At 44.3% G+C, this 20,921-nt stretch carries 16 protein-coding genes, 1 tRNA gene and 1 pseudogene; 6 read left to right on the top strand and 12 right to left on the bottom strand.

Features of this window, described 5'->3' with window-relative positions:
• Positions 1-35: 35 nt before the first annotated feature.
• From fliI to fliF, 4 genes are read right to left on the bottom strand one after another with little or no spacing between them, the layout of a single operon-like run.
• Positions 36-1,400: a flagellar protein export ATPase FliI gene (gene fliI / locus ACGF63_RS00460; RefSeq protein ID WP_036849063.1), complete on the bottom strand. Its 1,365-nt coding sequence runs from the start codon at positions 1,398-1,400 to the stop codon at positions 36-38.
• Entirely contained in the window at positions 1,400-2,104 is a 705-nt protein-coding gene (fliH, locus tag ACGF63_RS00455) for a flagellar assembly protein FliH (RefSeq protein WP_036849065.1), read from the bottom strand. Before fliH ends, fliI begins: the two co-directional genes overlap by 1 nt.
• The gene (gene fliG / locus ACGF63_RS00450) at positions 2,097-3,089 is read right to left on the bottom strand and encodes a flagellar motor switch protein FliG (protein ID WP_036849067.1); all 993 of its coding nucleotides are present in this window, start codon (positions 3,087-3,089) and stop codon (positions 2,097-2,099) included. Before fliG ends, fliH begins: the two co-directional genes overlap by 8 nt.
• Positions 3,086-4,789: a flagellar basal-body MS-ring/collar protein FliF gene (gene fliF, locus ACGF63_RS00445; RefSeq protein WP_036849069.1), complete on the bottom strand. Its 1,704-nt coding sequence runs from the start codon at positions 4,787-4,789 to the stop codon at positions 3,086-3,088. The genes fliG and fliF overlap by 4 nt, the downstream gene beginning before the upstream one ends.
• Before the next feature lie 284 nt (positions 4,790-5,073).
• Between fliF and fliE the strand changes: the two genes are divergently transcribed.
• Positions 5,074-5,385 carry a flagellar hook-basal body complex protein FliE gene (fliE, locus tag ACGF63_RS00440; protein ID WP_036849071.1) on the top strand — a complete coding sequence of 104 codons (312 nt, stop codon included), beginning with the start codon at positions 5,074-5,076 and terminating at the stop codon, positions 5,383-5,385.
• 95 nt (positions 5,386-5,480) lie between these two features.
• Here the strand turns inward: fliE and ACGF63_RS00435 are convergent, their stop codons facing one another.
• From ACGF63_RS00435 to fliD, 4 genes are all read right to left on the bottom strand, one after another.
• A complete protein-coding gene (locus tag ACGF63_RS00435) occupies positions 5,481-5,756 on the bottom strand; it encodes a HigA family addiction module antitoxin (RefSeq protein ID WP_387628115.1) in 276 nt (91 codons plus the stop codon).
• Positions 5,757-6,458: 702 nt separating this feature from the next.
• Complete coding sequence (gene fliT / locus ACGF63_RS00430) at positions 6,459-6,833, bottom strand: flagella biosynthesis regulatory protein FliT (protein ID WP_132355550.1); 375 nt, start codon at positions 6,831-6,833, stop codon at positions 6,459-6,461.
• Positions 6,833-7,243 (bottom strand): flagellar export chaperone FliS, encoded by a 411-nt coding sequence (fliS, locus tag ACGF63_RS00425; RefSeq protein WP_021324066.1) that lies wholly within the window; start codon positions 7,241-7,243, stop codon positions 6,833-6,835. Before fliS ends, fliT begins: the two co-directional genes overlap by 1 nt.
• Positions 7,244-7,255: 12 nt before the next feature.
• Positions 7,256-8,689, bottom strand: a complete 1,434-nt coding sequence (gene fliD, locus ACGF63_RS00420) for a flagellar filament capping protein FliD (protein ID WP_387628111.1) — start codon at positions 8,687-8,689, stop codon at positions 7,256-7,258.
• Positions 8,690-8,961: 272 nt separating this feature from the next.
• Here fliD and ACGF63_RS00415 point away from each other — a divergent pair, with 272 nt between their 5' ends.
• The 3 genes from ACGF63_RS00415 to fliZ all read left to right on the top strand — a co-directional run bounded on the left by ACGF63_RS00415 (position 8,962) and on the right by fliZ (position 11,566).
• Positions 8,962-10,032, top strand: a complete 1,071-nt coding sequence (locus ACGF63_RS00415; RefSeq protein WP_387628109.1) for a FliC/FljB family flagellin — start codon at positions 8,962-8,964, stop codon at positions 10,030-10,032.
• 246 nt (positions 10,033-10,278) lie between these two features.
• Complete coding sequence (locus ACGF63_RS00410) at positions 10,279-11,001, top strand: RNA polymerase sigma factor FliA (RefSeq protein WP_036849082.1); 723 nt, start codon at positions 10,279-10,281, stop codon at positions 10,999-11,001.
• Between the two features lie 52 nt (positions 11,002-11,053).
• Entirely contained in the window at positions 11,054-11,566 is a 513-nt protein-coding gene (gene fliZ / locus ACGF63_RS00405) for a flagella biosynthesis regulatory protein FliZ (protein ID WP_036849087.1), read from the top strand.
• Positions 11,567-11,645: 79 nt separating this feature from the next.
• Here fliZ and putA read toward each other — a convergent pair whose 3' ends face one another.
• Positions 11,646-15,626 (bottom strand): trifunctional transcriptional regulator/proline dehydrogenase/L-glutamate gamma-semialdehyde dehydrogenase, encoded by a 3,981-nt coding sequence (gene putA, locus ACGF63_RS00400; RefSeq protein ID WP_387628105.1) that lies wholly within the window; start codon positions 15,624-15,626, stop codon positions 11,646-11,648.
• Between the two features lie 486 nt (positions 15,627-16,112).
• On the opposite strand from putA, the gene putP reads away from it, so the two are divergent.
• A complete protein-coding gene (putP, locus tag ACGF63_RS00395) occupies positions 16,113-17,597 on the top strand; it encodes a sodium/proline symporter PutP (RefSeq protein WP_036849089.1) in 1,485 nt (494 codons plus the stop codon).
• An 89-nt stretch (positions 17,598-17,686) separates the two neighbouring features.
• Here putP and cycA read toward each other — a convergent pair whose 3' ends face one another.
• Complete coding sequence (gene cycA / locus ACGF63_RS00390) at positions 17,687-19,093, bottom strand: D-serine/D-alanine/glycine transporter (protein WP_036849096.1); 1,407 nt, start codon at positions 19,091-19,093, stop codon at positions 17,687-17,689.
• A 249-nt stretch (positions 19,094-19,342) separates the two neighbouring features.
• On the opposite strand from cycA, the gene ACGF63_RS00385 reads away from it, so the two are divergent.
• Positions 19,343-19,418, top strand: a tRNA-Lys gene (locus ACGF63_RS00385).
• Positions 19,419-19,576: 158 nt separating this feature from the next.
• On the opposite strand, the pseudogene ACGF63_RS00380 reads toward ACGF63_RS00385, so the two are convergent.
• Positions 19,577-19,651, bottom strand: a pseudogene (locus ACGF63_RS00380) (tail fiber assembly protein); the annotation flags it as partial.
• 206 nt (positions 19,652-19,857) lie between these two features.
• On the bottom strand, positions 19,858-20,397 hold the full coding sequence (locus ACGF63_RS00375) for an Ail/Lom family outer membrane beta-barrel protein (RefSeq protein WP_152962228.1): 540 nt from the start codon (positions 20,395-20,397) through the stop codon (positions 19,858-19,860).
• Between the last annotated feature and the right edge of the window lie 524 nt (positions 20,398-20,921).

Genomic DNA, 20,921 nt, shown 5'->3' with positions numbered 1-20,921 from the left:
CGCTTTTTAATGGCAACATGCAGAAAATCGTTACGTTATATAGGTAACAACTGTTGCAGTTGAGTACAGGCCGCTTCATATTCACTACGTTCTTCAATATCTTGCAGTAAAAATTGTGCCATGTAGGGATAAAGTTCAATCGCTTTGTCCAATAGCGGATCATTGCCCGCAGCATAGGCACCGACGTTAATCAGATCACGGTTGCGCTGATAGCTTGCGAGCAGTTGTTTAAACTGCTGTACCCGCCGATAGTGCTGTTTATCAATTAATGATGTCATGGCGCGGCTGATAGAGGCTTCAATATCAATTGCCGGGTAGTGCCCTGATTCCGCCAGAGATCGGGAGAGCACGATGTGACCATCCAGAATCGCCCTGGCAGCATCGGCTATTGGGTCTTGCTGATCATCACCTTCGGTCAGTACGGTGTAAAACGCGGTAATCGAACCGCCGCCGTTCACGCCATTTCCTGCTCGTTCCACCAGTGTCGGCAGTTTGGCGAAAACCGAAGGTGGATAACCTTTGGTCGCCGGTGGCTCGCCAATGGCCAAGGCAATTTCACGTTGAGCCATACTGTAGCGGGTCAATGAATCCATAATCAGTAATACATGTTTACCCCGGTCACGAAAATCTTCGGCGATCCGGGTCGCGTAGGATGCGCCTTGCATACGCAATAAAGGTGAGATATCGGCAGGCGCTGCGACAACCACTGAGCGGGCTAAACCGGTTGTACCAAGGATGTTTTCAATAAAGTCTTTAACTTCGCGGCCACGTTCACCGATCAAGCCAACGACGATCACATCGGCCTGTGTATAGCGCGCCATCATACCAAGAAGAACGCTTTTACCTACCCCGGAACCGGCAAACAACCCCATTCGCTGACCGCGTCCTACTGTGAGTAAGGCGTTAATCGCCCGTACTCCCACGTCCAGTACGTCACTGATCGGCGTACGTTGCAGAGGATTGATTGGCGGTGTGGTGAGTGAGGCGCGATAGCCGGTATCTGGTGACGGCAAGCCATCCAGTGGGCGGCCGGCACCATCTAAAACCCGTCCTAATAGTTCTGGGCCAAGAGGCAGCTGGCGTCCGCTACCGCAATCTTCACTGTACGGGCGGGCATAAACCCGCGCGCCGGGTACAATACCTTCCAGATCTTCAAGCGGCATCAGTAAAAGTTTTTCGCCATTAAAACCAACGACTTCACTTTCAACCTCTTCAATATTGCCGCCATTTTGCCGTTCAATCAGGCAGGTTGCTCCCAGAGGCAGATGTAAGCCCGTTGCCTCCATGACCAGACCTGTCGCTCTGGTCAGACGGCCATAACGACGAACCGGCGAAGTCTTCTCCAATTTTTGCTCAAAAGCATCCAGTGTTGCCAGCCAGCGCCCGAGTCTTGCCGTCATTACAATTCCCCCGGTGCTGCCAGCCGGCATAATTCATGCCAGCGCGTCGCCAGGCTAGCATCCAGATCACCTTCATCTGCACTGATTTTACAACCACCCGGATGCAGCTTGTTATCTGCCAGTAAACGCCAGCCGTGTAATGAGAGCGTATTGCCTAATTGTTGTTCAATCATTGGCATGTCGCGAGAATGAACCCGCAATTGAGGTTTACCACTTAACATCGGTTCCTGTTGAATAAATTCACGGATCTGATTGAGCAGGGCAGTACCATCACAAATCGCAGGCTGACCTAAGATCTGTTTTGCAGCGGTCAGTGATAATTGCATCAAGCGGGATGCAATGATCGTGTCAAGCCCTTCCAATGAATGTTGGAAATCGGCCAGCAGATTTTGCCACTGCTCTGTGATAGGTTGCTGCTGCTGACTTGCGTCCTTTAATCCCTGTTCCATACCGGCTTCTAAGCCGGATTGGTATCCTTTTTCATAACCTTGTGTCTGGCCTTCGGCAAATCCTTGTTCATGGCCTGCCTGCCGGGCCTGTTCTTTCAGGTTATCCAGCATTGCCGCCTGTTCAAGAATTTCATCACGCCCGGAAGTTTCCAGTGAGTCATCAGTAGGCTCTGGTTTAACACGCAGTTTTTCCCACTGCGTGAGTTCATTGGGTTTCCAGGGTTGCCAGCCAGCATTGTTCAACTTATCAGACATAGCTATCGTCGCCACCGTTCAGGATAATCTCGCCGCTTTCTGACAGACGACGAACAATAAGCAGAATGGCTTTCTGTTCGCTTTCCACTTGAGACATACGCACCGGACCACGGTTTGCCAGGTCATCGCGCAAAATCTCTGCGGCACGCTGAGACATATTGTTGAGGAAGTGATCGCGTAGTTGCTGGTTGCAGCCTTTCAGTGCAATAAGCAGGGAATCGGTAGTGATTTCCTGCAACAGGCGCTGAATACTGCGGTCATCCACATCGATAAGGTTTTCGAACAGGAACATTTCATCGATGATTTTTTGTGCCAGTTCGTTATCGTAGGCGCGCATTGCTTCGATAACATTCTCTTCCTGTTGGCTTTTCATCAGGTTGATAATTTCAGCGGCAGTACGAACACCGCCCATCTTGCTGCGCTTGAGGTTTTGACCATCTAACAGGTTATTGAGCACTTCTGTCAGTTCAGCCAGCGCGGCGGGTTGTACGCCACCGAAAGTGGCGATACGCAGCATGATGTCGTTACGCAGTTTGTCATCAAACAGCGCAAGAATATCGGCTGCCTGCCCACGATTTAAGTGAACCAAAATGGTGGCGATAATCTGTGGATGCTCTTCACGGATCATATCGGCTGCCATTTGTGGTTCCATAAAGTTGAGGGTCTCCATACCGGTAGTGGTTTCACGGGATTCGAGAATATCCTCAAGCAGACTGGAAGCGCGTTCTTCACCCAGCGCTTTAATCAACACCGAACGCAGATAATCACTGGCATTGATACTCAGTGCCGCATATTGGCCGGAATCTTCTTCAAACTCAGCCAAGACATCAACCAGTTGCTGGTTGGAAACCTGGCGCATACCCGCCATGGTGATACTGAGTTGTTGGACTTCCCTAGAGTTCAGGTGCTTAAACACCTCGGCCGCCTGATCTTCTCCCAGGGTCATTAACATGACGGCGCTTTTTTCTGTTCCGTTCAGGCTCATTGTTCGTTACTCATCCATTGACGGATCACCAGCGCCACTACGCGAGGATCTTTTTCTGCTAATTCGCGGATACGTTGGCTTTGAATTTCGGCACTGACCCGTTGACGTGTTAGTCTCTGGCGGGTTCTGTCATCCATTTCTGCACTGGATTCAGTCACTTGTCTTTTATGAACTTTCTGTGCGTCAAGCGCGGCTTTATCTGCGGCCCGTTTTTTGGCGAGTTGAGGAACCACCATTTTGCGCCACAGGAGCCAAGCCACCAGTATCAACAGAAGATAACGACCAAAATCAAAGGCTTTTTCCAGCAGAGCAGGGTTCTGCCATACCGGAATCACTTCGATATTTTCTTTGCTTTCAGTAAATGGTGTATTAACCACATTTAAACTGTCGCCACGCTCTTTGGAAAAGCCCATGGCTTCTCTGGTCAGCGCTTCTATTTTCGCCAGTTGTTCCGGTGTCAGCGCCTGAGTTTCCGGGCCATTTTTGCCGTCGACCGTGACATAATTGACCACAACGGCCACAGATAAGCGTTCAACACCGCCGGCTTGCTGCTGTACATGGCGAATAGTCCGGTCCACTTCGTAGTTTGTGGTTTCGTCACGGCGGTTATTGCGATTATTGTTCACCACGCGCTCGTTATTGTTACCGGCGGATGATGTTTTCTTATCGCTCTTGTCGTTTTTATTACTCTCTTTGGTATTCGGCTTATCAATCGGCGCACTTGGAGGAGGGCTGGGTTGATTGGAAAGCGCGCCAGGAATGCCACCAACCAGAGAACCACCACTTTGCTCGCTTTCACTTAACTGTTTCGAGCGAACCGCCGCCTGATTAGGTGGCTGATTAGGTTTATATTCCTCTGCGGTCTCTTCACGGCGGGAAAAATCTACCTGGGCAGTCACTTGCGCGTGAACGTTACCACGACCGACAACCGGGGTCAGAATGGCTTCAATACGGTGCTGGAAGCGATTTTCCACTTCCTGAATGTATTTCAGCTGACTGGTGTTCAGATCACGTCCGGTAGCATCAGCTTGTGTCAGAAGACGTCCGGTCTGATCAACAATGGTGACATTACCCGGAGGTAAGCCAGCGACACTGCTGGAAACCATATGGACAATGGCGTTAATCTGGCCTTCATCCAGAGAACGGCCTTGCAGTAATCCAACCGTAACGGATGCAGAAGGGGACTTCTGTTCGCGGACAAACAGGGAAGGTTTGGGTAACGCCAGGTGAACACGGGCATTTTGCACCGGTCCCAGTGATTCAATGGTGCGTGATAACTCACCTTCCAATGCTCTTTGGTAGTTAACCTGTTCACTGAACTGGCTGATACCAAATTTCTCTTTATCAAGCAGCTCAAATCCAGCGGCACCACCTTTAGGTAACCCTTGTTGTGCCAGTCTTAGCCGTGTCTCATGGACCTGCTCGGCAGGGATCATGATAGCAGCGCCATTTTCGGCAAAACGGAACGGAATATTTAATTGGGTTAGTTGCGTGACAATATCGCCACCATCTTTATCGCTCAGATTACTGTAGAGCACCCGATAATCGGGGCTGCGTAACCACAAGAAAAGGGCAATGACAATCGCGACGGCTGCGCTGCCTGCAACTAATAATGGTACTTTAGGATCAGCTTTTATCCGGTTAATGATAGCACTGAAACCGTTAGTTTGATTTTCAACGTCGGTTGTTGCGGCACTCATAGACGATCCTTGCCTTGCTGTTCAACATGAATACTAAAAGCGTGGCGTAACAAAACAGACTCCCCATACGCAAGCGAAAAAATTTTTCCTGTTTTCAGTCTTGTCATTATTCGCTGTTCACTCATCTTTTAATGGCGCAATAAGCCCTGACTTTTTACGTTAATTACCCGCTTTAGATTGAAGGGGCTATGTTAGGGTGGCAGCGTGAAAATATGCCGTATAAAACTTTGGTTAATATGGCATTGAATTGCGTAGGGTATAAGGTGGTTTAACACGAGGTTTTTATGTCAATTCAGGCAATTGAAGGAGTACTGCAACAGATGCAGGCTCAGGTATTACAGGCGGCAAGTATCGCAAAACCCATGCCATTGCAGGGGGGATTTGCCAGTCAACTGACGGCGGCGGTTGGTAAAATTAATCAGACACGTTTACATGCCACGAAACAGGCACAGGATTTTACCCTGGGTGTACCGGGTATTGAACTGAATGATGTGATGGTGGATATGCAGAAATCCAGTATCTCCTTGCAAATGGGCGTTCAGGTGAGAAATAAGCTAGTGGCTTCTTATCAGGAAATTATGAGTATGCAGGTGTAGGAATATTAACTTATCGATAGATATTGTGATAAACCTTTTGTATTTCTTGTTTTGGGATAGCCACTTGGATTTGCAGGTGGCTTTTAATTTTATGGCTATGCAACTATCGGTTTTATTTCTGGTCTTTTGTGCTGAGAGGCAATCCACAGCTCATATTGGGACTGCATTCCGGTCCACATTTCAGAGCTGGTTCCCAATGCTGCCTCCAGACGTAATGCCATATCGGCGGATATACCGGCATTGCCGTTTAATATGCGGGATAATGCGGTGCGAGTGATACTTAATGATTTTGCCGCGTTGGTTACAGATATATCTCCGAGATATTCGTGTAAAACAAATCCGGGATGTGTCGGGTTATACATTCTGCTCATTTTGTTATTCCTCAGTGATAATCTTGATAGTTGACGAGAATGGCATTTTCATTTTCATTTTCATTTTCAAATTTAAATGTTAATTGTCAATTGCTATTGACCGATGCCCAGTGACCTTTTAAATCAGCTCTTTTTAGACAAAGAATACAGCATACCCAATGCTAACTTAGGTCTCCAAAATACTCTGTCCTATATGGTAGGAAACAATTACGACCTCTCTAACCTTGCAGATCTATTTAAGGAACATGTTGGTGAAACGTTAGAAATTGAATTTATTTTCGAGTATAAAGACCCTCATGGAATCTATTCTTAATAGTTAGCTGATAATTCAAGGCTACGCTCTGGTGTGGCCTTTCTTATTATCTGCTACGCAATCACCCGCATACCTGCATTGCGGTCGGCGTCCTATTAACGACAACTCACAGGGGCGACCATAGCTCATCCCACGGACGGCCATTGTTCTAATGGGGAATATGAAGAACAATCCTGATTTGTAGACCAAGATACTACATATTTTCGTCAGAGATGTAAAATACCTTTCATTGATGTATAAAATATTGAGAATGAACAGCAGAACACTATTTAATTACCAAGATTTTATTATCTATTTTCTCTAATTTGAATTGAGATCAATGCGTGCTGAACCAAACTCACAAGATGAGTAAATAATGGTGATGAAGATACATCACCTTTATTTCTCAATTACTTCTGTTCCGTAGAGCTCATAAGGGTATGATAGGGTTCAACAGGAAATTGGCCGTAGCTATCATTTAATAATTGCTGTCGGCCTGCTTGTTTGATGAGTTTGCTGAGTTCATCAAGTCTTCTCTGTAGCAGTTCTTTTATCTCATTTTCATTATCTAAAATTGTCTGCAAAATGTGGGTCATTTTCTGCTGTAACGAAAGAGAGGTGGCAGATGATATTGAAGACTGGCTGATCACTTCTACTGCTTTCAGGTAGGTGATTTCCATATCAACAAGCTCATCCCATTTTTCGTTTTTAGCTAAATTAAGCATCTGCTCACTTAAACTTAGGATCCGTTGGTAAGCTGACAAAAGATCCATTTCATTATCCATTAAACAATATCCTGACTGGCGTTGTAATGAGGGCCAATTTGCCGCCAAGCTTCTGAAATCTCGGTGAGTAACTTTATAACTTCGGTAATGGCTGGCTCATCATTGCGTAAATTAGCGTGGAGTAAACGTTGGGTCATATAGTCGTAAAGGGAGGCGAGATTGTGTGCCAGCTCTCCGCCTTTCTCGTTATCTAACCCCTGTTTGAGGCCATTATCAATGATATTGATCGCTTTGGAAATAGCTGCGCCTTTTTCCGCGATATTACCTTGCTCCATCAGAATAATTGCCCGACGCAGGGCGCTTAGCGCCCCGTTGAACAAAATCTGAATCAACTGATAGGGGGAAGCATTCATAATTTCGCTCTCCACATCTATCTGGGCATATAATTGACTTGCCGAACGTTGATACATAATTTCCTTTAATTATTTCATCTGTTGTAATAGGAAGTTGCCGGTCTGTTTCAAGGAAGTGACAATCTTATCCAGTTGTGAAAATTGGCGTTTATAACGTTCAATCGTTTCGTTAATGTTGATTTGTGTTCTGTCTACTTGCTTCTCAAGTGTTTTCAGACGCTTATTAATGCCGTTAGTCGCGGTGACTAATGTACCTTCGTGACTATCTAAGGCATCTTTTAAGAGTTTATGTGTCTGAGTAGCGAAACCCGTTGTTTTACCGTCACCCATAAAGAAGGCTTTCACATTAGCCGGTTTTTCTTTTAGATTTTTTTCCAGTTTTTCTTTGTCAATTTCCAGTTTGCCATCAATTTTTTGTTTAATGCCCAGTTTATTCAGGGTCGAAATATCATTAACGGCCTGAAAACTGAAAACTTGGCTTCTCAGTTGGTTTTGTATTCCACGTAATGTGCTATCACCTAATAAAGCGCCATTATCTTTCGACGGTTCTTCACCCTGTTTTACCGGTTTAAATTTGGTCAGAGAATCAAACGTCGTTTGCAGCTCATTATAAGCATCAACCCAGTTTTTAATCGCCTCTTTCGTCGGCTCAATATCACGGGATACCACCAGCAGTTCAGGCTTATGTTCCCCCGGTTTATCTTTATCGTGAGTCGTTTTTTTCAGATCCAGCTTAACGCCTTCTGGTGCGTCAGTAATATGGTTTGTTTGACGCTCAATTTCGATTTTGTTGACGGTTAAAAGTGCATTTTTAGCTTCAACGGTTTGAGTTAACCCACCTGTGCTTTTACCGCCATCTGTACCCGGAGTGTAGTTCAGAAACTGACCCAGTTTGTCGTCACCTTCAACCTTGATTGTCATGATTGATTTAGTGCCGGCTTTTTTAGCCGTCAGAACTAAATAGTTTTCGCCATCTTTTGCCTTAATAATACTGGCGTTGACATTACCTTCCTGTTTATTAATTGCGTCACGCAGTTCAAGGATGGAGGTTTGTGCGTCTGTCAACTTGATTTGCATTGGCTTTTTTTCGCCAGGCTGAGTGATGGTGATTGTCCGGGTTTTGCCTTCGCCCAGAGATTCTCCTTGATACGTTTTCAGATCATCGACTTTTCCTGTCTGTAATGCCTGCGCCTGCGCCAATTGTTCAACTTCAATACTGTAGTTACCTGGGCTGGCTTTAGAGTCAGTAGTGGCAGTGAATGCCTCATGTTTTTCACTGGCGGTGGTTGTATTGAGTTTATCGAATTTTTTCAGTGACTCAGACGCCGTTTCCAGCTTTTCCAGGCTGCCTTTTAACGTACCAAAAGCTGTTAGCTTACCTTTATAACTGGTTTGTTGTTGTGTCAGTGGTTCTAAACGTTTTTGTTCTGCTGCCTGAAGTTTATCTATTATAGAGCCCAAATCCATCCCCGATCCGGCTCCTAATGAAGAAATGCTAGCCATTATTGACTCCTTTATTAGTAAAGCTTTGTTGAACCGGTTATCGGTAAGTTTCGAAAAAAGTTTACTAATAAAAATAATTTTTTGATGGTAGGAATAATCGCCAGGAACGGGCGCTGTTTGGCTTATAAGGGAAGTGTGATAAAAAAGAAAAAGTTTTTTCAAGAAAAATTAAAGGTTCTTTGAGGAACGCCGATAAAACTGTTGGCGGTGATGAACACCGTGGGCAAAGGCCCAAACTTATATCTGCTTGATTTGAAAAAGGAACTCTTACTATGGCACAAGTCATCAACACCAATAGCCTGTCCCTGCTGACTCAGAATAACCTGAATAAATCCCAGGGTACTTTGGGTAACGCTATCGAGCGTTTGTCTTCTGGTCTGCGTATCAACAGCGCGAAGGATGACGCTGCTGGTCAAGCGATCGCTAACCGTTTCACTGCAAACATTAAAGGTTTGTCTCAGGCAGCACGTAACGCTAACGACGGTATCTCTATTGCACAGACTACCGAAGGTGCGCTGAACGAAATCAATACCAACTTACAGCGTATTCGTGAACTGACTGTTCAGGCGCAAAATGGCAGCAACTCTGAAAGTGATATTAACTCTATTAATGACGAAGTGACTCAACGTTTTGACGAGATTGATCGTATCTCTAAACAAACTCAATTTAATGGCGTTAATGTCTTAAGTAAAGATAGTGAATTGACCATCCAGGTTGGTGCTAACGATAATGAAACTATCACCATCAAGCTGGAAAAAATTGACAAAGGAACTCTGAAGCTGGATAAATTCACTGTTTCTGCTGAAGTTCCAAAAGGTAAAGAGCTTCCAAATATTCAAGAAAAACCAGGTACAAGTCATGAATTTGATTTTACAGATGATTCTGTTAAGGATCTGACGAATCAGAAAGTTTATGAAGCTGTTGATGACAAAGGTGCGGTTGTCGCTGACAAATATGTTGTTATTGGTAATGATAAAGATGGTAAACCAAAAGCTTACAATGCAACCATTGATAAGACTACTGGTGTAGTTAAAGCAGATATTTCTAAAGAGCTGACAGCTGAAGCATCAAAAGATCCTCTGCAAGCTTTAGACAATGCTCTGTCAAAAGTTGACGGCCTGCGCAGCTCTCTGGGTGCTATCCAAAACCGTTTTGAATCTACCGTTAACAACCTGAACAACACCGTTAACAACCTGAGCGCTGCTCGTAGCCGTATCCAAGATGCTGATTACGCGACCGAAGTGTCTAACATGAGCCGTGGTCAAATCCTGCAACAGGCGGGTACTGCGGTTCTGGTTCAGGCTAACCAGGTTCCTCAAACGGTCCTGTCTCTGCTGCGTTAATTTCTCGGCTAAGACAATATGTGAACCTGATTCACATAAAAATTCAAATAAATCAAGGATCGGCTCGCCGGTCCTTCTTTTTTAGCCGTTTATCGTGAACAGCCTAAAATTTGTGTTACTATTAGGCGGGCAATAAATTTCGCATAGGTGAAAAAGAAGTGCTTTTACTACATTGTTCAAACGATTGCCCTTGTTAGGGGATTGGATAATGGTAGTTAGTCTCTTATTCCAAAGGTGTCTGTTGTTGTGAGCGATTTGTATACCGCCGAAGGCGTGATGGACAAAAACAGCCTCTGGAAGCGCTATGTACCATTAGTTCGCCATGAAGCGTTAAGGCTACAAGTTAGGTTACCCGCGTGTGTGGAGCTGGATGATCTGCTTCAGGCCGGGGGAATCGGCTTACTAAATGCGGTGGAACGTTTTGATTCCTTACAGGGAACCGCGTTTACCACTTATGCGGTACAGCGCATCAGAGGTGCAATGTTGGATGAGTTAAGGAGCCGCGATTGGGCTCCGCGTAGTGTGCGACGTAATGCGCGCGAAGTGACGCAAACCATCCGTAAACTTGAGCAAGACTTAGGCCGTCCAGCCAGTGAGCAGGAAGTTGCTAAAGAATTAAAGATTGATCTGGTAGAATATCGGCAGATACTGTTAGATACGAATAACAGTCAATTGTTTTCGTATGATGAATGGCATGAAATGCATGGTGAAAGCTGTGAGCCTGCTATTGAAGAAGGGCATGAAACCAATCCCTTACAACAATTGCTGGAAAGTGACGTTCGTCAGCGGGTAATTGATGCTATTGATTCGTTACCTGAGCGAGAAAAAATGGTTCTGACGCTGTATTATCAGGAAGAACTTAATCTGAAAGAGATTGGCGCAGTACTTGAAGTCGGGGAGTCCCGTATAAGTCAGTTACACAGCCAGGCGATTAAACGCTTGCGGGCACGCTTAAATCCGGAAAAGTAACTTTTTGCTTATTTGTTTTTTGTTTAAGACTACACACAGGGCTTTATCTCTTATGTCTGTTACAACACAAAAGAAACGGCCGCTCAGCCGTTACATTAAAGACTACAAACATAGTCAAACTCATTGCTTGCATTGTCACAAAGCTCTTGACCGCATCTCTTTGGTTTTTAATGGCCAGGTGATCAACAAAGAGTCTATCTCCGAAATGACGGAGTTGATTGATGACAAGACCTGGGATGAACTGCAAGATAAATTTGTCGCGTTATGCCGTTTTTGCAGTGAGATTTACTGCAATAGCGAGACAGATTATTTTGACATCATGTCTTTCAAACAGTACCTGTTTGAACAAACTGAAATGAGTCATAGCACTATTCGTGAGTATGTGGTTCGTTTACGACGTTTGGATGAATTGCTCACTTCAAGCAATTACCCTGTAAAAGAGTTCACAACAGAGAAAATTCAGGAACAACTGAGTGATAAACTGTCACAGTCAGCATTCAGTAACTACAACATTGCTTTGCGGAAGTATGAGCAGTATTTGAGCTGGCAACAGGGCGGCCACTAAGCTGTAAATATAAACAGCAAAGAGATGTTCAATTTCAGGGGAACACATTTTCAGTGTGTTCCCCTTCGCTTTTCTGGAATTAACCGATAGTCATCAGACTGGCATTGCCCCCTGCCGCGGCAGTGTTAATGCTCAGTGAACGTTCATGCAGCAGACGTTCTAACAGCAGGTTAGTTTCTCCACGGGCAAAACCTTGTACGGAGATGATGGTGCCTTTACGTTGGGCGATGTGTTCACAAACCTGACGGAGTTGATCAGAATCGCCGTGGTAAATGACGGCTTCAAATTTCGTATCTTCATTCTGCCAGTCCCGCACCAGAGTGATTGTTTTACGGACACTATCCGGCAATTGGCGGAACAGTTGTTGATGTATTTCATCATTTTGCCACCGTAACTGACAGCCAACAGACAATGTTGCTACCAGTTGGATCAATATATCTTGCTGATTATCCGCCAAACACAGTACCTGACCACGAGGTAGCAGGGTATAGGTATTGCGTTCACCTGTCGGCCCAGGCAACAGGCGGGTTGTTCCCCCTTGTGCCAGCAATTTGTACTGTTGAACTAACTGATTTAGTTCTTCATTGTGCTGAGTGGTAATCCATTCTGCCAGTGCATCAAATGGTGCCATCAGCACTGAACGGGCATTGGCATCCAGCGGATACTCAACATCCTGACGTTCCAGCGTCTGATTAATGGCATTCTGAGGGCGGCAAGAGAGCAGGCGATACAGATAGAGCGGACCACCCGCTTTTGGACCTGTACCGGATAAGCCTTCACCACCGAACGGTTGCACACCAACAACAGCACCTACCATATTGCGGTTAACATACAGGTTACCCACTTTCGCTTTAGAGGTGACTTGTACAATAGTTTCATCAATACGGGTATGTACGCCCAGTGTCAGGCCGTAGTTGGAATTGTTTATCTGATCAAGTAACTTATCCAGCTCATTACGTTTAAAACGGACAACATGCAGAACCGGGCCGAAGATCTCTTGTTTCAATTCATCAAAACTTTCCAGTTCAATCAGTGTCGGTTTAACGAACGTACCTTGCTCCCACTCTTTACTGTCAGCCACATTGTCTTGCGTTGCTTGATAAATCACACGTCCTTTGGTGCGCATTGCCTGAATATGACGATCAATACCGGCTTTGGCTTCAGCGTCAATGACCGGGCCGATATCGGTAGAAAGACGTTCAGGATTGCCCATCCGGCATTCAGACATTGCGCCTTTCAACATGGTGATGGTGCGTTCTGCCACATCATCCTGAATACAGAGGATGCGCAAGGCTGAACAGCGTTGACCTGCACTGTCAAAAGCAGAGGCGACTACATCAGTAACAACTTGTTCTGTGAGAGCGGAAGAGTCGACAATCATGGCGTTCAGGCCACCGGTTTCTGCAATGAGCGGGGTTGGGCGCCCTTGTGTGTCAAGCCGTCCGGCAATATTACGTTGTAACAGGCCAGCCACTTCAGTGGAGCCAGTAAACATCACACCACGTACTCTTTCATCACCAACCAGAAGTGAACCAATGGTTTCACCCCGGCCAGGTAATAATTGCAGTACATCATGGGGAATTCCTGCCTGATGCAATATTTTGACCGCAGTCGCGGCGATTAATGGGGTTTGCTCCGCCGGTTTTGCCAATACACTGTTACCGGCAGCCAACGCAGCCGCTATCTGTCCGGTAAAAATGGCTAATGGGAAGTTCCACGGGCTGATACATACAACTGGCCCCAGCGGGCGGTGGGTATCATTAGCGAAATCGTGGCGGACCTGCCCTGCATAATAATGGAGGAAATCTACTGCTTCACGTACCTCAGCAATCGCATTGTTAAAGGTTTTGCCGGCTTCCCGGACCAGAATACCCAACAGCGGCTGCATTTGGCTTTCCATCAATTCAGCAGCGCGAACCAGAATTGCTGCGCGCTCTGATGGCGGAGTCGCAAACCAGATTGCTCCGGCTTCTGTTGCGGCATTCAGAGCATAAGCGACTTCTTGTTCAGTTGTTTCACGAACATGGCCGACGATATCCAGTGGTGCAGCAGGGTTAATGACAGGCTTGGCAGCAGGTAGTTCACCTTGATGGCAATAATTGCCACCCAATAGTGGTTCACTGTACCGTTCTTCAGTAGAAGAACTTAATAGCGCACTGGAAAGAGAAGCCAGCCGATGTTCGTTGGAAAGATCCAGACCGGCTGAGTTTGCGCGATCTTTGCCATACAGGTCATGAGGAAGCGGGATTTTCGGATGTGGAAGACCGATTTGCCCTTCGGTTTCGGCCATCTTTTGAACTTTTTTCACTGGGTCAGCAACAAGTTCATCCAGTGGCAACGTGGTATCGGCGATACGGTTGACGAAGGATGTATTAGCACCATTCTCCAGCAGACGACGGACCAGATAAGCTAATAGTGTTTCGTGAGTGCCTACCGGTGCGTAAATACGGCATGGGCGGTTTAATTTCCCATCAGCAATTTTCCCGACCACTTGTTCATACAGTGGTTCTCCCATGCCATGCAGGCATTGGAACTCATATTGACCAGGGTAGTAATTTTGACCGGCCATATGATAAACCGCAGATAAAGTATGAGCGTTATGGGTAGCGAATTGGGGATAGATCAGGTTTGGTACTGACAATAATTTGCGGGCGCAAGCCAGATACGAAACATCGGTATAAACTTTACGGGTGTAAACCGGGTAGCCTTCCAGCCCATCTATTTGCGCACGTTTAATTTCACTATCCCAATAAGCGCCTTTTACCAGTCGCACCATTAGACGACGACGGCTACGCTGCGCCAAATCAACTATTGCGTCGATAACAAATGGGCAGCGTTTTTGATAAGCCTGAATAACGAAACCAATGCCATTCCAGCCAGCCAATTGTGGCTCGAAACAGAGTTTTTCCAGCAAGTCGAGAGAGATTTCCAGACGATCGGCTTCTTCTGCATCAATATTGATGCCAATATCATATTGGCGGGCTTGTAATGTCAGGGAAAGCAGGCGCGGATACAGCTCGCTTATGACTCGTTCATATTGAGCACGGCTATAACGCGGGTGCAGGGCAGAAAGCTTGATGGAAATCCCAGGTCCTTCATAAATACCGCGGCCGTTGGATGCCTTACCGATAGCATGAATTGCTTGTTGGTAGGAAACCATATAATCCTGAGCATCTTCCTCAGTTAAAGCGGCTTCACCCAGCATGTCATAGGAGTAGCGGAAGCCTTTTTCTTCCAGTTTACGTGCGCTTGCCAATGCCTGAGCGATAGTTTCACCTGTCACAAACTGTTCACCCATCAGGCGCATCGCCATATCTACGCCTTTACGAACTAATGGTTCGCCGCTTTTACTGATAATGCGATTCAGTGAATGGGAAAGTTTGGCTTCGTTGTGGGTAGAAACCAGTTTACCGGTAAACAGCAGGCCCCATGTTGCTGCGTTGACAAACATGGATGAACTTTGGCCCAGATGGGAGTGCCAGTTGCCATTGCTGATTTTATCGCGGATCAGCGCGTCACGGGTGGCTTTATCTGGAATACGGAGCAGGGCTTCTGCGAGACACATCAGGGCAACGCCTTCCTGAGATGACAGTGAAAACTCCTGCAACAACCCTTGAACCAAGCCAGAACGTCCAACGCTGTTTTTCTGGTTACGCAATTTTTCTGCAATGCTGTAAGCCAGTTTATGCGTCGCTTGTGCCTGATCTTCTGGTAATTGCGCCTGTTGCAGCAGCATTGGCACTGCTTGTGTTTCCGGCAGGCGATAACCTGCGGTGATTGCAGAACGTTTTACTGATTGAGGCAGGATATGTTCTGCGAAGTCGAGGAAAGGTTGATGAGAAGAGTCTATGACAGTTTCTTCTGCGGTTATTTTCTCTTCTTTAAGATCCTGACTGGTAGATAGCTCAGTGATCTGCTCATCATTTTCAAGACGTTCAAGGTAATTGAAAATAGCTTGTTTAATCAGCCAATGCGGAGTGCGGTCAATCCGCAGTGCAGCGGCTTTAATGCGATCACGAGTTGCCTCATCAAGCTTCACGCCCATTGTTGTACTACCCATCCTCGCTCCTCAATAGGTAAGGTTTATCTAAGTTACATGATAATATCTGACATGTTGCAACTTTGTGCAACCTTCTGAGCATTGCTTGTTTGATTTTTGTGAAATTAATCCAGTTATTATAATTAAGAGGGGATATTTATTTTTGTGACTTTATCTAATTGATATATATTGGTTTGGCATTTTATGGTTAATGCTAGGGGGGTAACCATGAAATGGTTAAAAAGTATAACCTTTAAATCAAATAAATGTGACTCAGCAAACGTTTTTTATAAAAAATGGCGTTAATTAGTTGTTAAATTACCTGCTGCTAATCTAGGATTCATTGTGACTTGCTAATTTGTTACAAAAATAATTATTTCAATTTTAAATTATAAACCATCTTTAGGTGCAATCAGGTGCAACGTTCCTGAACCTGACAGGGAAAACTCTGTGTCCCCAGGAGAACTGCGGCTTTGCAAAACACAGATAACACTATGGAGAACCTGCATGACAGTAAATACACCAATGCTAATCACCTTTATTGTCTACATTACTGGAATGTTGTTGATAGGTTTTTTGGCTTATCGCTCAACCAAAAATTTTGATGACTATATTTTGGGAGGAAGGCGATTAGGTAGCGTGGTAACGGCTTTGTCTGCCGGTGCTTCGGATATGAGCGGCTGGCTATTAATGGGTTTGCCTGGCGTAGTTTATTTCGCTGGGGTTTCAGAAAGCTGGATAGCGATTGGCCTTTCTTTAGGCGCTTACCTGAACTGGAAATTAGTTGCGGGCAGGTTAAGGATCCAGACGGAAGTCAATAATAATGCGCTGACACTACCCGACTATTTCACCAGTCGTTTTGAAGATAGCAGTAAGATCCTGCGTATTATTTCCGCACTGGTTATCCTGATCTTCTTTACTATTTATTGTGCTTCTGGCGCTGTTGCCGGAGGATTGTTATTTGAAAGCACTTTCGGTATCAGTTATCAGAAAGCCATGTGGCTTGGTGCTGCGGCAACGATTGCCTATACATTCCTCGGTGGCTTCCTGGCTGTCAGCTGGACGGATACTGTCCAGGCTTCGTTAATGATCTTCGCTCTTATCCTGACCCCGATTATCGTTATTTTCTCTATCGGCGGCATTGATACTTCTATTGCTTTGATAGCAGCGAAAAACCCCGCTTATATGGATATGTTTAAGGGGTTGAATTTTGTCGCTATTATCTCGCTATTGGGTTGGGGATTAGGTTATTTTGGTCAGCCACATATTTTGGCGCGTTTTATGGCGGCAGATTCCCATCACACTGTCCGTAAAGCTCGTCGCATCAGTATGACCTGGATGGTGTTATGCCTGGCAGGAACGATTTCTGTCGGTTTCTTTGGTATTGCTTATTTTGAAATGCATCCTGACCTAGCTGGTCCGGTCACTGCCAATCGTGAGCGTATCTTTATGGAACTGGCAGTTGTTCTGTTTAATCCGTGGATAGCAGGCATTTTATTGTCGGCGATTCTGGCTGCGGTGATGAGTACGCTTAGCTGCCAGTTGTTAGTCTGTGCAAGTGCATTGACTGAGGATCTTTATAAGCCCTTTATTCGCAAATCTGCCAGCCAGAAAGAGCTGGTATGGGTGGGGCGTTTCATGGTGCTATTAGTGGCAGCCGTCGCTATGGTAATAGCAACTAATCCTGACAATAAAGTGCTGGCACTGGTAAGTAATGCCTGGGCCGGGTTCGGCGCGGCGTTCGGTCCGGTGGTACTGATCTCTGTTGTCTGGAAACGTATGACACGCAATGGTGCACTGGCGGGTATGTTGGTGGGTGCAATAACCGTATTAGTGTGGATGAAGTACCAGTGGTTTGCGTTGTATGAAATTATCCCTGGTTTTATCTTTGCCTCTATTGCGATAGTTGTTGTCAGCTTGTTGGGTAAAGCGCCAAGCAGAGAAGCGCAACAGCGTTTTATTGATGCTGAAGCGCAATACAACACTAAGTGATTTAAAGTAAAACCGGAAATTGTGAAGGCAAAATGCCTTCACATTAATTTCACCTTTCAGGTCATATAGATAGTAGAAATTCAAATAAGTTAGCTGTATAAGCGAGTTCTACGTTTTTTTACAATTTGAAAACCAATAATTAATACCAGAAACCAAACCGGTGTGATGGTTAATGCCTGGCGGGTATCATCTCGTAATGTGAGCAATATCAGAACAAATGCAAAGAATGCCAGACAGACCCACGACATAATAATCCCCAGCGGCATTTTATATATTGAAGCCTTATGTAATGCAGGGCGACGTTTCCGGTAAACCAGATATGAACACAGGATCATACTCCAGACAAACATAAACAGAATGGCTGAAATGGTTGTCACCAATGTAAATACATGCATCACATCAGGAATTAAATAAATCAGCACCACACCGCAGGATAAACATAAACAGGTGAAAATTAATCCTGACGCGGGCACGGAACGGCGTGAAAGGCGGCTAAATTGCTGTGGTGCATCACCTTCTTTTGCCAATCCAAATAGCATACGGCTGGTGGAGAAGACACCACTGTTTGCTGAAGATGCGGCAGACGTTAATACTACGAAGTTCACGATACTGGCGGCAGCGGGTAAACCAATCAGAACGAACAGCTCAACAAAAGGGCTTTTGTCTGCAATGATTGAACGCCACGGTGTGACTGACATGATAATTATCAGTGCCAGTACGTAGAAGGTGATAATACGAACCGGGATAGCATTAATTGCTCTGGGAAGTGATTTCATTGGATCTTTAGTTTCTGCGGCAGCGGTACCCACTAATTCAATTCCTACAAAGGCGAATATGGCTATCTGGAACCCGGCAAAAAATCCACTTAACCCTGTTGGAAATAATCCACCATCATTCCATATATTTGTCAGTGAGGCGGTATGACCCGCAGGGGATTGAAAATGCATACCAATCAAAACAGCGCCAATCACAATTAACGCGACAATGGCAACTATTTTTATCATGGCGAACCAGAATTCCATTTCACCGAATAATTTCACTGTTGCCAGGTTAAGGGCCAGCAATAGTGAAACGCAGAGCAGGGAAGTGATCCATTGGGGAAAATCGGGTTGCCAGTAGCTGATATATGAGGTGATGGCGACTACATCGGCGATACCGGTAATGACCCAACAGAACCAGTAAGTCCAGCCGACAAAAAAACCAGCCCAGGGTCCTAATAAATCTGCGGAAAAATCACTGAATGATTTATATTGCAGGTTCGAGAGCAGTAGTTCACCCATTGCGCGCATAACGAAAAACAACATGAAGCCGATAATCATATAAACGAATATAATCGATGGTCCGGCAAGAGAGATGGTTTTCCCTGATCCCATAAACAGACCTGTGCCAATGGCACCACCGATAGCAATAAGCTGTATATGCCGATTGCTTAGATTGCGTTGTAGTTGCGTTTCCCCGGTTTTAGCGGAAAGTGTTGTTTGTATATTTTCTGCCATAGAATAGTGTCCAATATTTTCCTAGGTAAATTGTTACGGCTCTTTAAGTGGCCTTATATGTGGTGATGTTTGCGGAAAATATTGTGACACAGATTACTATAATAATAACAGCTTGATCTCACGTTAAAAACAAATTGGTTACAATTTGGCTTATTAGTACTCTTGGGATTGAATATGAATTATTCGTTTAGAAAAAAAGAGTAATAGATATTGACGACAGCTTTGTATAGGAGAATAATCGTTCACATTGGGTTGTTAGCTCAGTCGGCAGAGCAGTTGACTCTTAATCAATTGGCCCGGGGTTCGAGCCCCCGACAACCCACCAGTTAAATCAGTCAGTTATCATTAACTTCCTTTATTTTACTTCTAATGTGGGGCATATTTGGGGCAAGCTTACCGAATATTGTATCTATTTTTTTGTATGCTCAGGTAAATGAAACTGTTAAGACCGGGTACTATTCTACCTCGGTCTTTTTCCAGTGACTATAATTGCAAAGTTGGCCAATTAATTTCCGGTATTTTAGATGTATCAACCCGATTAAGCATGACTCGATATTTTTTCCAAGCCTATTGTAGGGCTATAGTGATACATGTGCATTCCTTACCAGCCAATAGCAAACCAAAAAACTCTGGCTGGATTAAACTAAAGAAGTTAATGTCACTGACATGCAGAATTAAGATGAAATTTTTGAATAGATCACCAAGATTATAAATCATATAACATGACTAACCTTGGTGATGATATGATCTTTTTATTGCTTAAATTAGAAACGATAGCCGACGCTTATATTAAAGCCATTGGTGGAAATTTTATATTTATCCACACCGTCTTTGATATCAAATCGGCTGCCTTCGTAACCGGCTGTAATTGATGTATTTGTTGTTGGGTTTACAATAAAGCCAGCTCCCCAACCTAAGGCATTTTCTTCTGATTTTCCATTTGTATTATTATCGCTATCGGACCATTTCAGTTTCATTCTAGATAATCCTACCTGACTGTATAAACTAATATAATCGTTAATTCTATAAGTTGGGCCAGTCATCAAAGAATAATACTTAGTATCAATCTTTTGACGTTCTGTTGTTTCCTTTTCATCTCCTTTAGCAAAGGTGAACGATGATAACACTCCCCATTGATCATCCAATTCATATCGGTAACTCAGTGTCGCGCCATTTAGCGCTTTAACGTCTTGTGGTTTCACATGGGCATACCCGATAGAAGCTGTATGTTGTTCAGCTTGAGCAGGTAAAGTTATTGCAAATACAGAAAAAATAGCGCCACAGCTTAATAAAATTTTTTGCATTTAATTACACTCTATATAATTTCTAAGTAAACTAATTTATAATTATTTGAATGACTTTCTAACCAACAGCTATAATAAATATCATAAATTAGACTATTAGTATATATTTTTTGATGAAATTTTTATTTTATACGCGATTAACTAACTATTATTATTACTTTTTCCTGGTGGATAGCAGTAGATAAGGATGGCTTTAATTATCATAAATAATTTCTTTATTGTTTTAATATTCATCAGTTATTAGCTGGAAATTCTTTACTCTTTTCTTGCCAATAATTTATCTATACTAAAGATTCCTTGTTTCTATATTAAGAAAAACGCCAATTTATATGCTTTATTCTAATAAAATTAAATATAAATCATTTATTACTATTAGCAAAAAAATAATTTTATCTATTTCTATCTCATTCGATAAGAATGGTTGTCAGACGTAAGCTAGATAAAAATGAATAAGCTTTACTGAGTTAGCTAACTCAGTAGTCTAATAATATAGGAATGTCTATTCTTATAGCCGAAAATTGTGA

The sequence above is a fragment of the Photorhabdus sp. RM322S genome (genome assembly GCF_042879395.1).
Lineage (GTDB): Bacteria > Pseudomonadota > Gammaproteobacteria > Enterobacterales > Enterobacteriaceae > Photorhabdus > Photorhabdus khanii.
The sequence above is the reverse complement of the archived record's forward strand: the minus strand, read 5'-3'. Positions and strand labels throughout refer to the sequence as shown.

What these genes read in the sequence shown, in the direction of transcription:
- ACGF63_RS00375 (WP_152962228.1), bottom strand. Translation starts at nt 20,397, where the DNA reads ATGCAAAAAATTTTATTAAGCTGTGGCGCTATTTTTTCTGTATTTGCA.
- fliS (WP_021324066.1), bottom strand. Translation starts at nt 7,243, where the DNA reads ATGTATCAACGTTCGGCAAGTCAATTATATGCCCAGATAGATGTGGAG.
- putA (WP_387628105.1), bottom strand. Translation starts at nt 15,626, where the DNA reads ATGGGTAGTACAACAATGGGCGTGAAGCTTGATGAGGCAACTCGTGAT.
- fliF (WP_036849069.1), bottom strand. Translation starts at nt 4,789, where the DNA reads ATGAGTGCCGCAACAACCGACGTTGAAAATCAAACTAACGGTTTCAGT.
- ACGF63_RS00435 (WP_387628115.1), bottom strand. Translation starts at nt 5,756, where the DNA reads ATGAGCAGAATGTATAACCCGACACATCCCGGATTTGTTTTACACGAA.
- fliH (WP_036849065.1), bottom strand. Translation starts at nt 2,104, where the DNA reads ATGTCTGATAAGTTGAACAATGCTGGCTGGCAACCCTGGAAACCCAAT.
- fliT (WP_132355550.1), bottom strand. Translation starts at nt 6,833, where the DNA reads ATGGATAATGAAATGGATCTTTTGTCAGCTTACCAACGGATCCTAAGT.
- ACGF63_RS00415 (WP_387628109.1), top strand. Translation starts at nt 8,962, where the DNA reads ATGGCACAAGTCATCAACACCAATAGCCTGTCCCTGCTGACTCAGAAT.
- fliE (WP_036849071.1), top strand. Translation starts at nt 5,074, where the DNA reads ATGTCAATTCAGGCAATTGAAGGAGTACTGCAACAGATGCAGGCTCAG.
- putP (WP_036849089.1), top strand. Translation starts at nt 16,113, where the DNA reads ATGACAGTAAATACACCAATGCTAATCACCTTTATTGTCTACATTACT.
- cycA (WP_036849096.1), bottom strand. Translation starts at nt 19,093, where the DNA reads ATGGCAGAAAATATACAAACAACACTTTCCGCTAAAACCGGGGAAACG.
- fliG (WP_036849067.1), bottom strand. Translation starts at nt 3,089, where the DNA reads ATGAGCCTGAACGGAACAGAAAAAAGCGCCGTCATGTTAATGACCCTG.
- fliI (WP_036849063.1), bottom strand. Translation starts at nt 1,400, where the DNA reads ATGACGGCAAGACTCGGGCGCTGGCTGGCAACACTGGATGCTTTTGAG.
- fliZ (WP_036849087.1), top strand. Translation starts at nt 11,054, where the DNA reads ATGTCTGTTACAACACAAAAGAAACGGCCGCTCAGCCGTTACATTAAA.
- fliD (WP_387628111.1), bottom strand. Translation starts at nt 8,689, where the DNA reads ATGGCTAGCATTTCTTCATTAGGAGCCGGATCGGGGATGGATTTGGGC.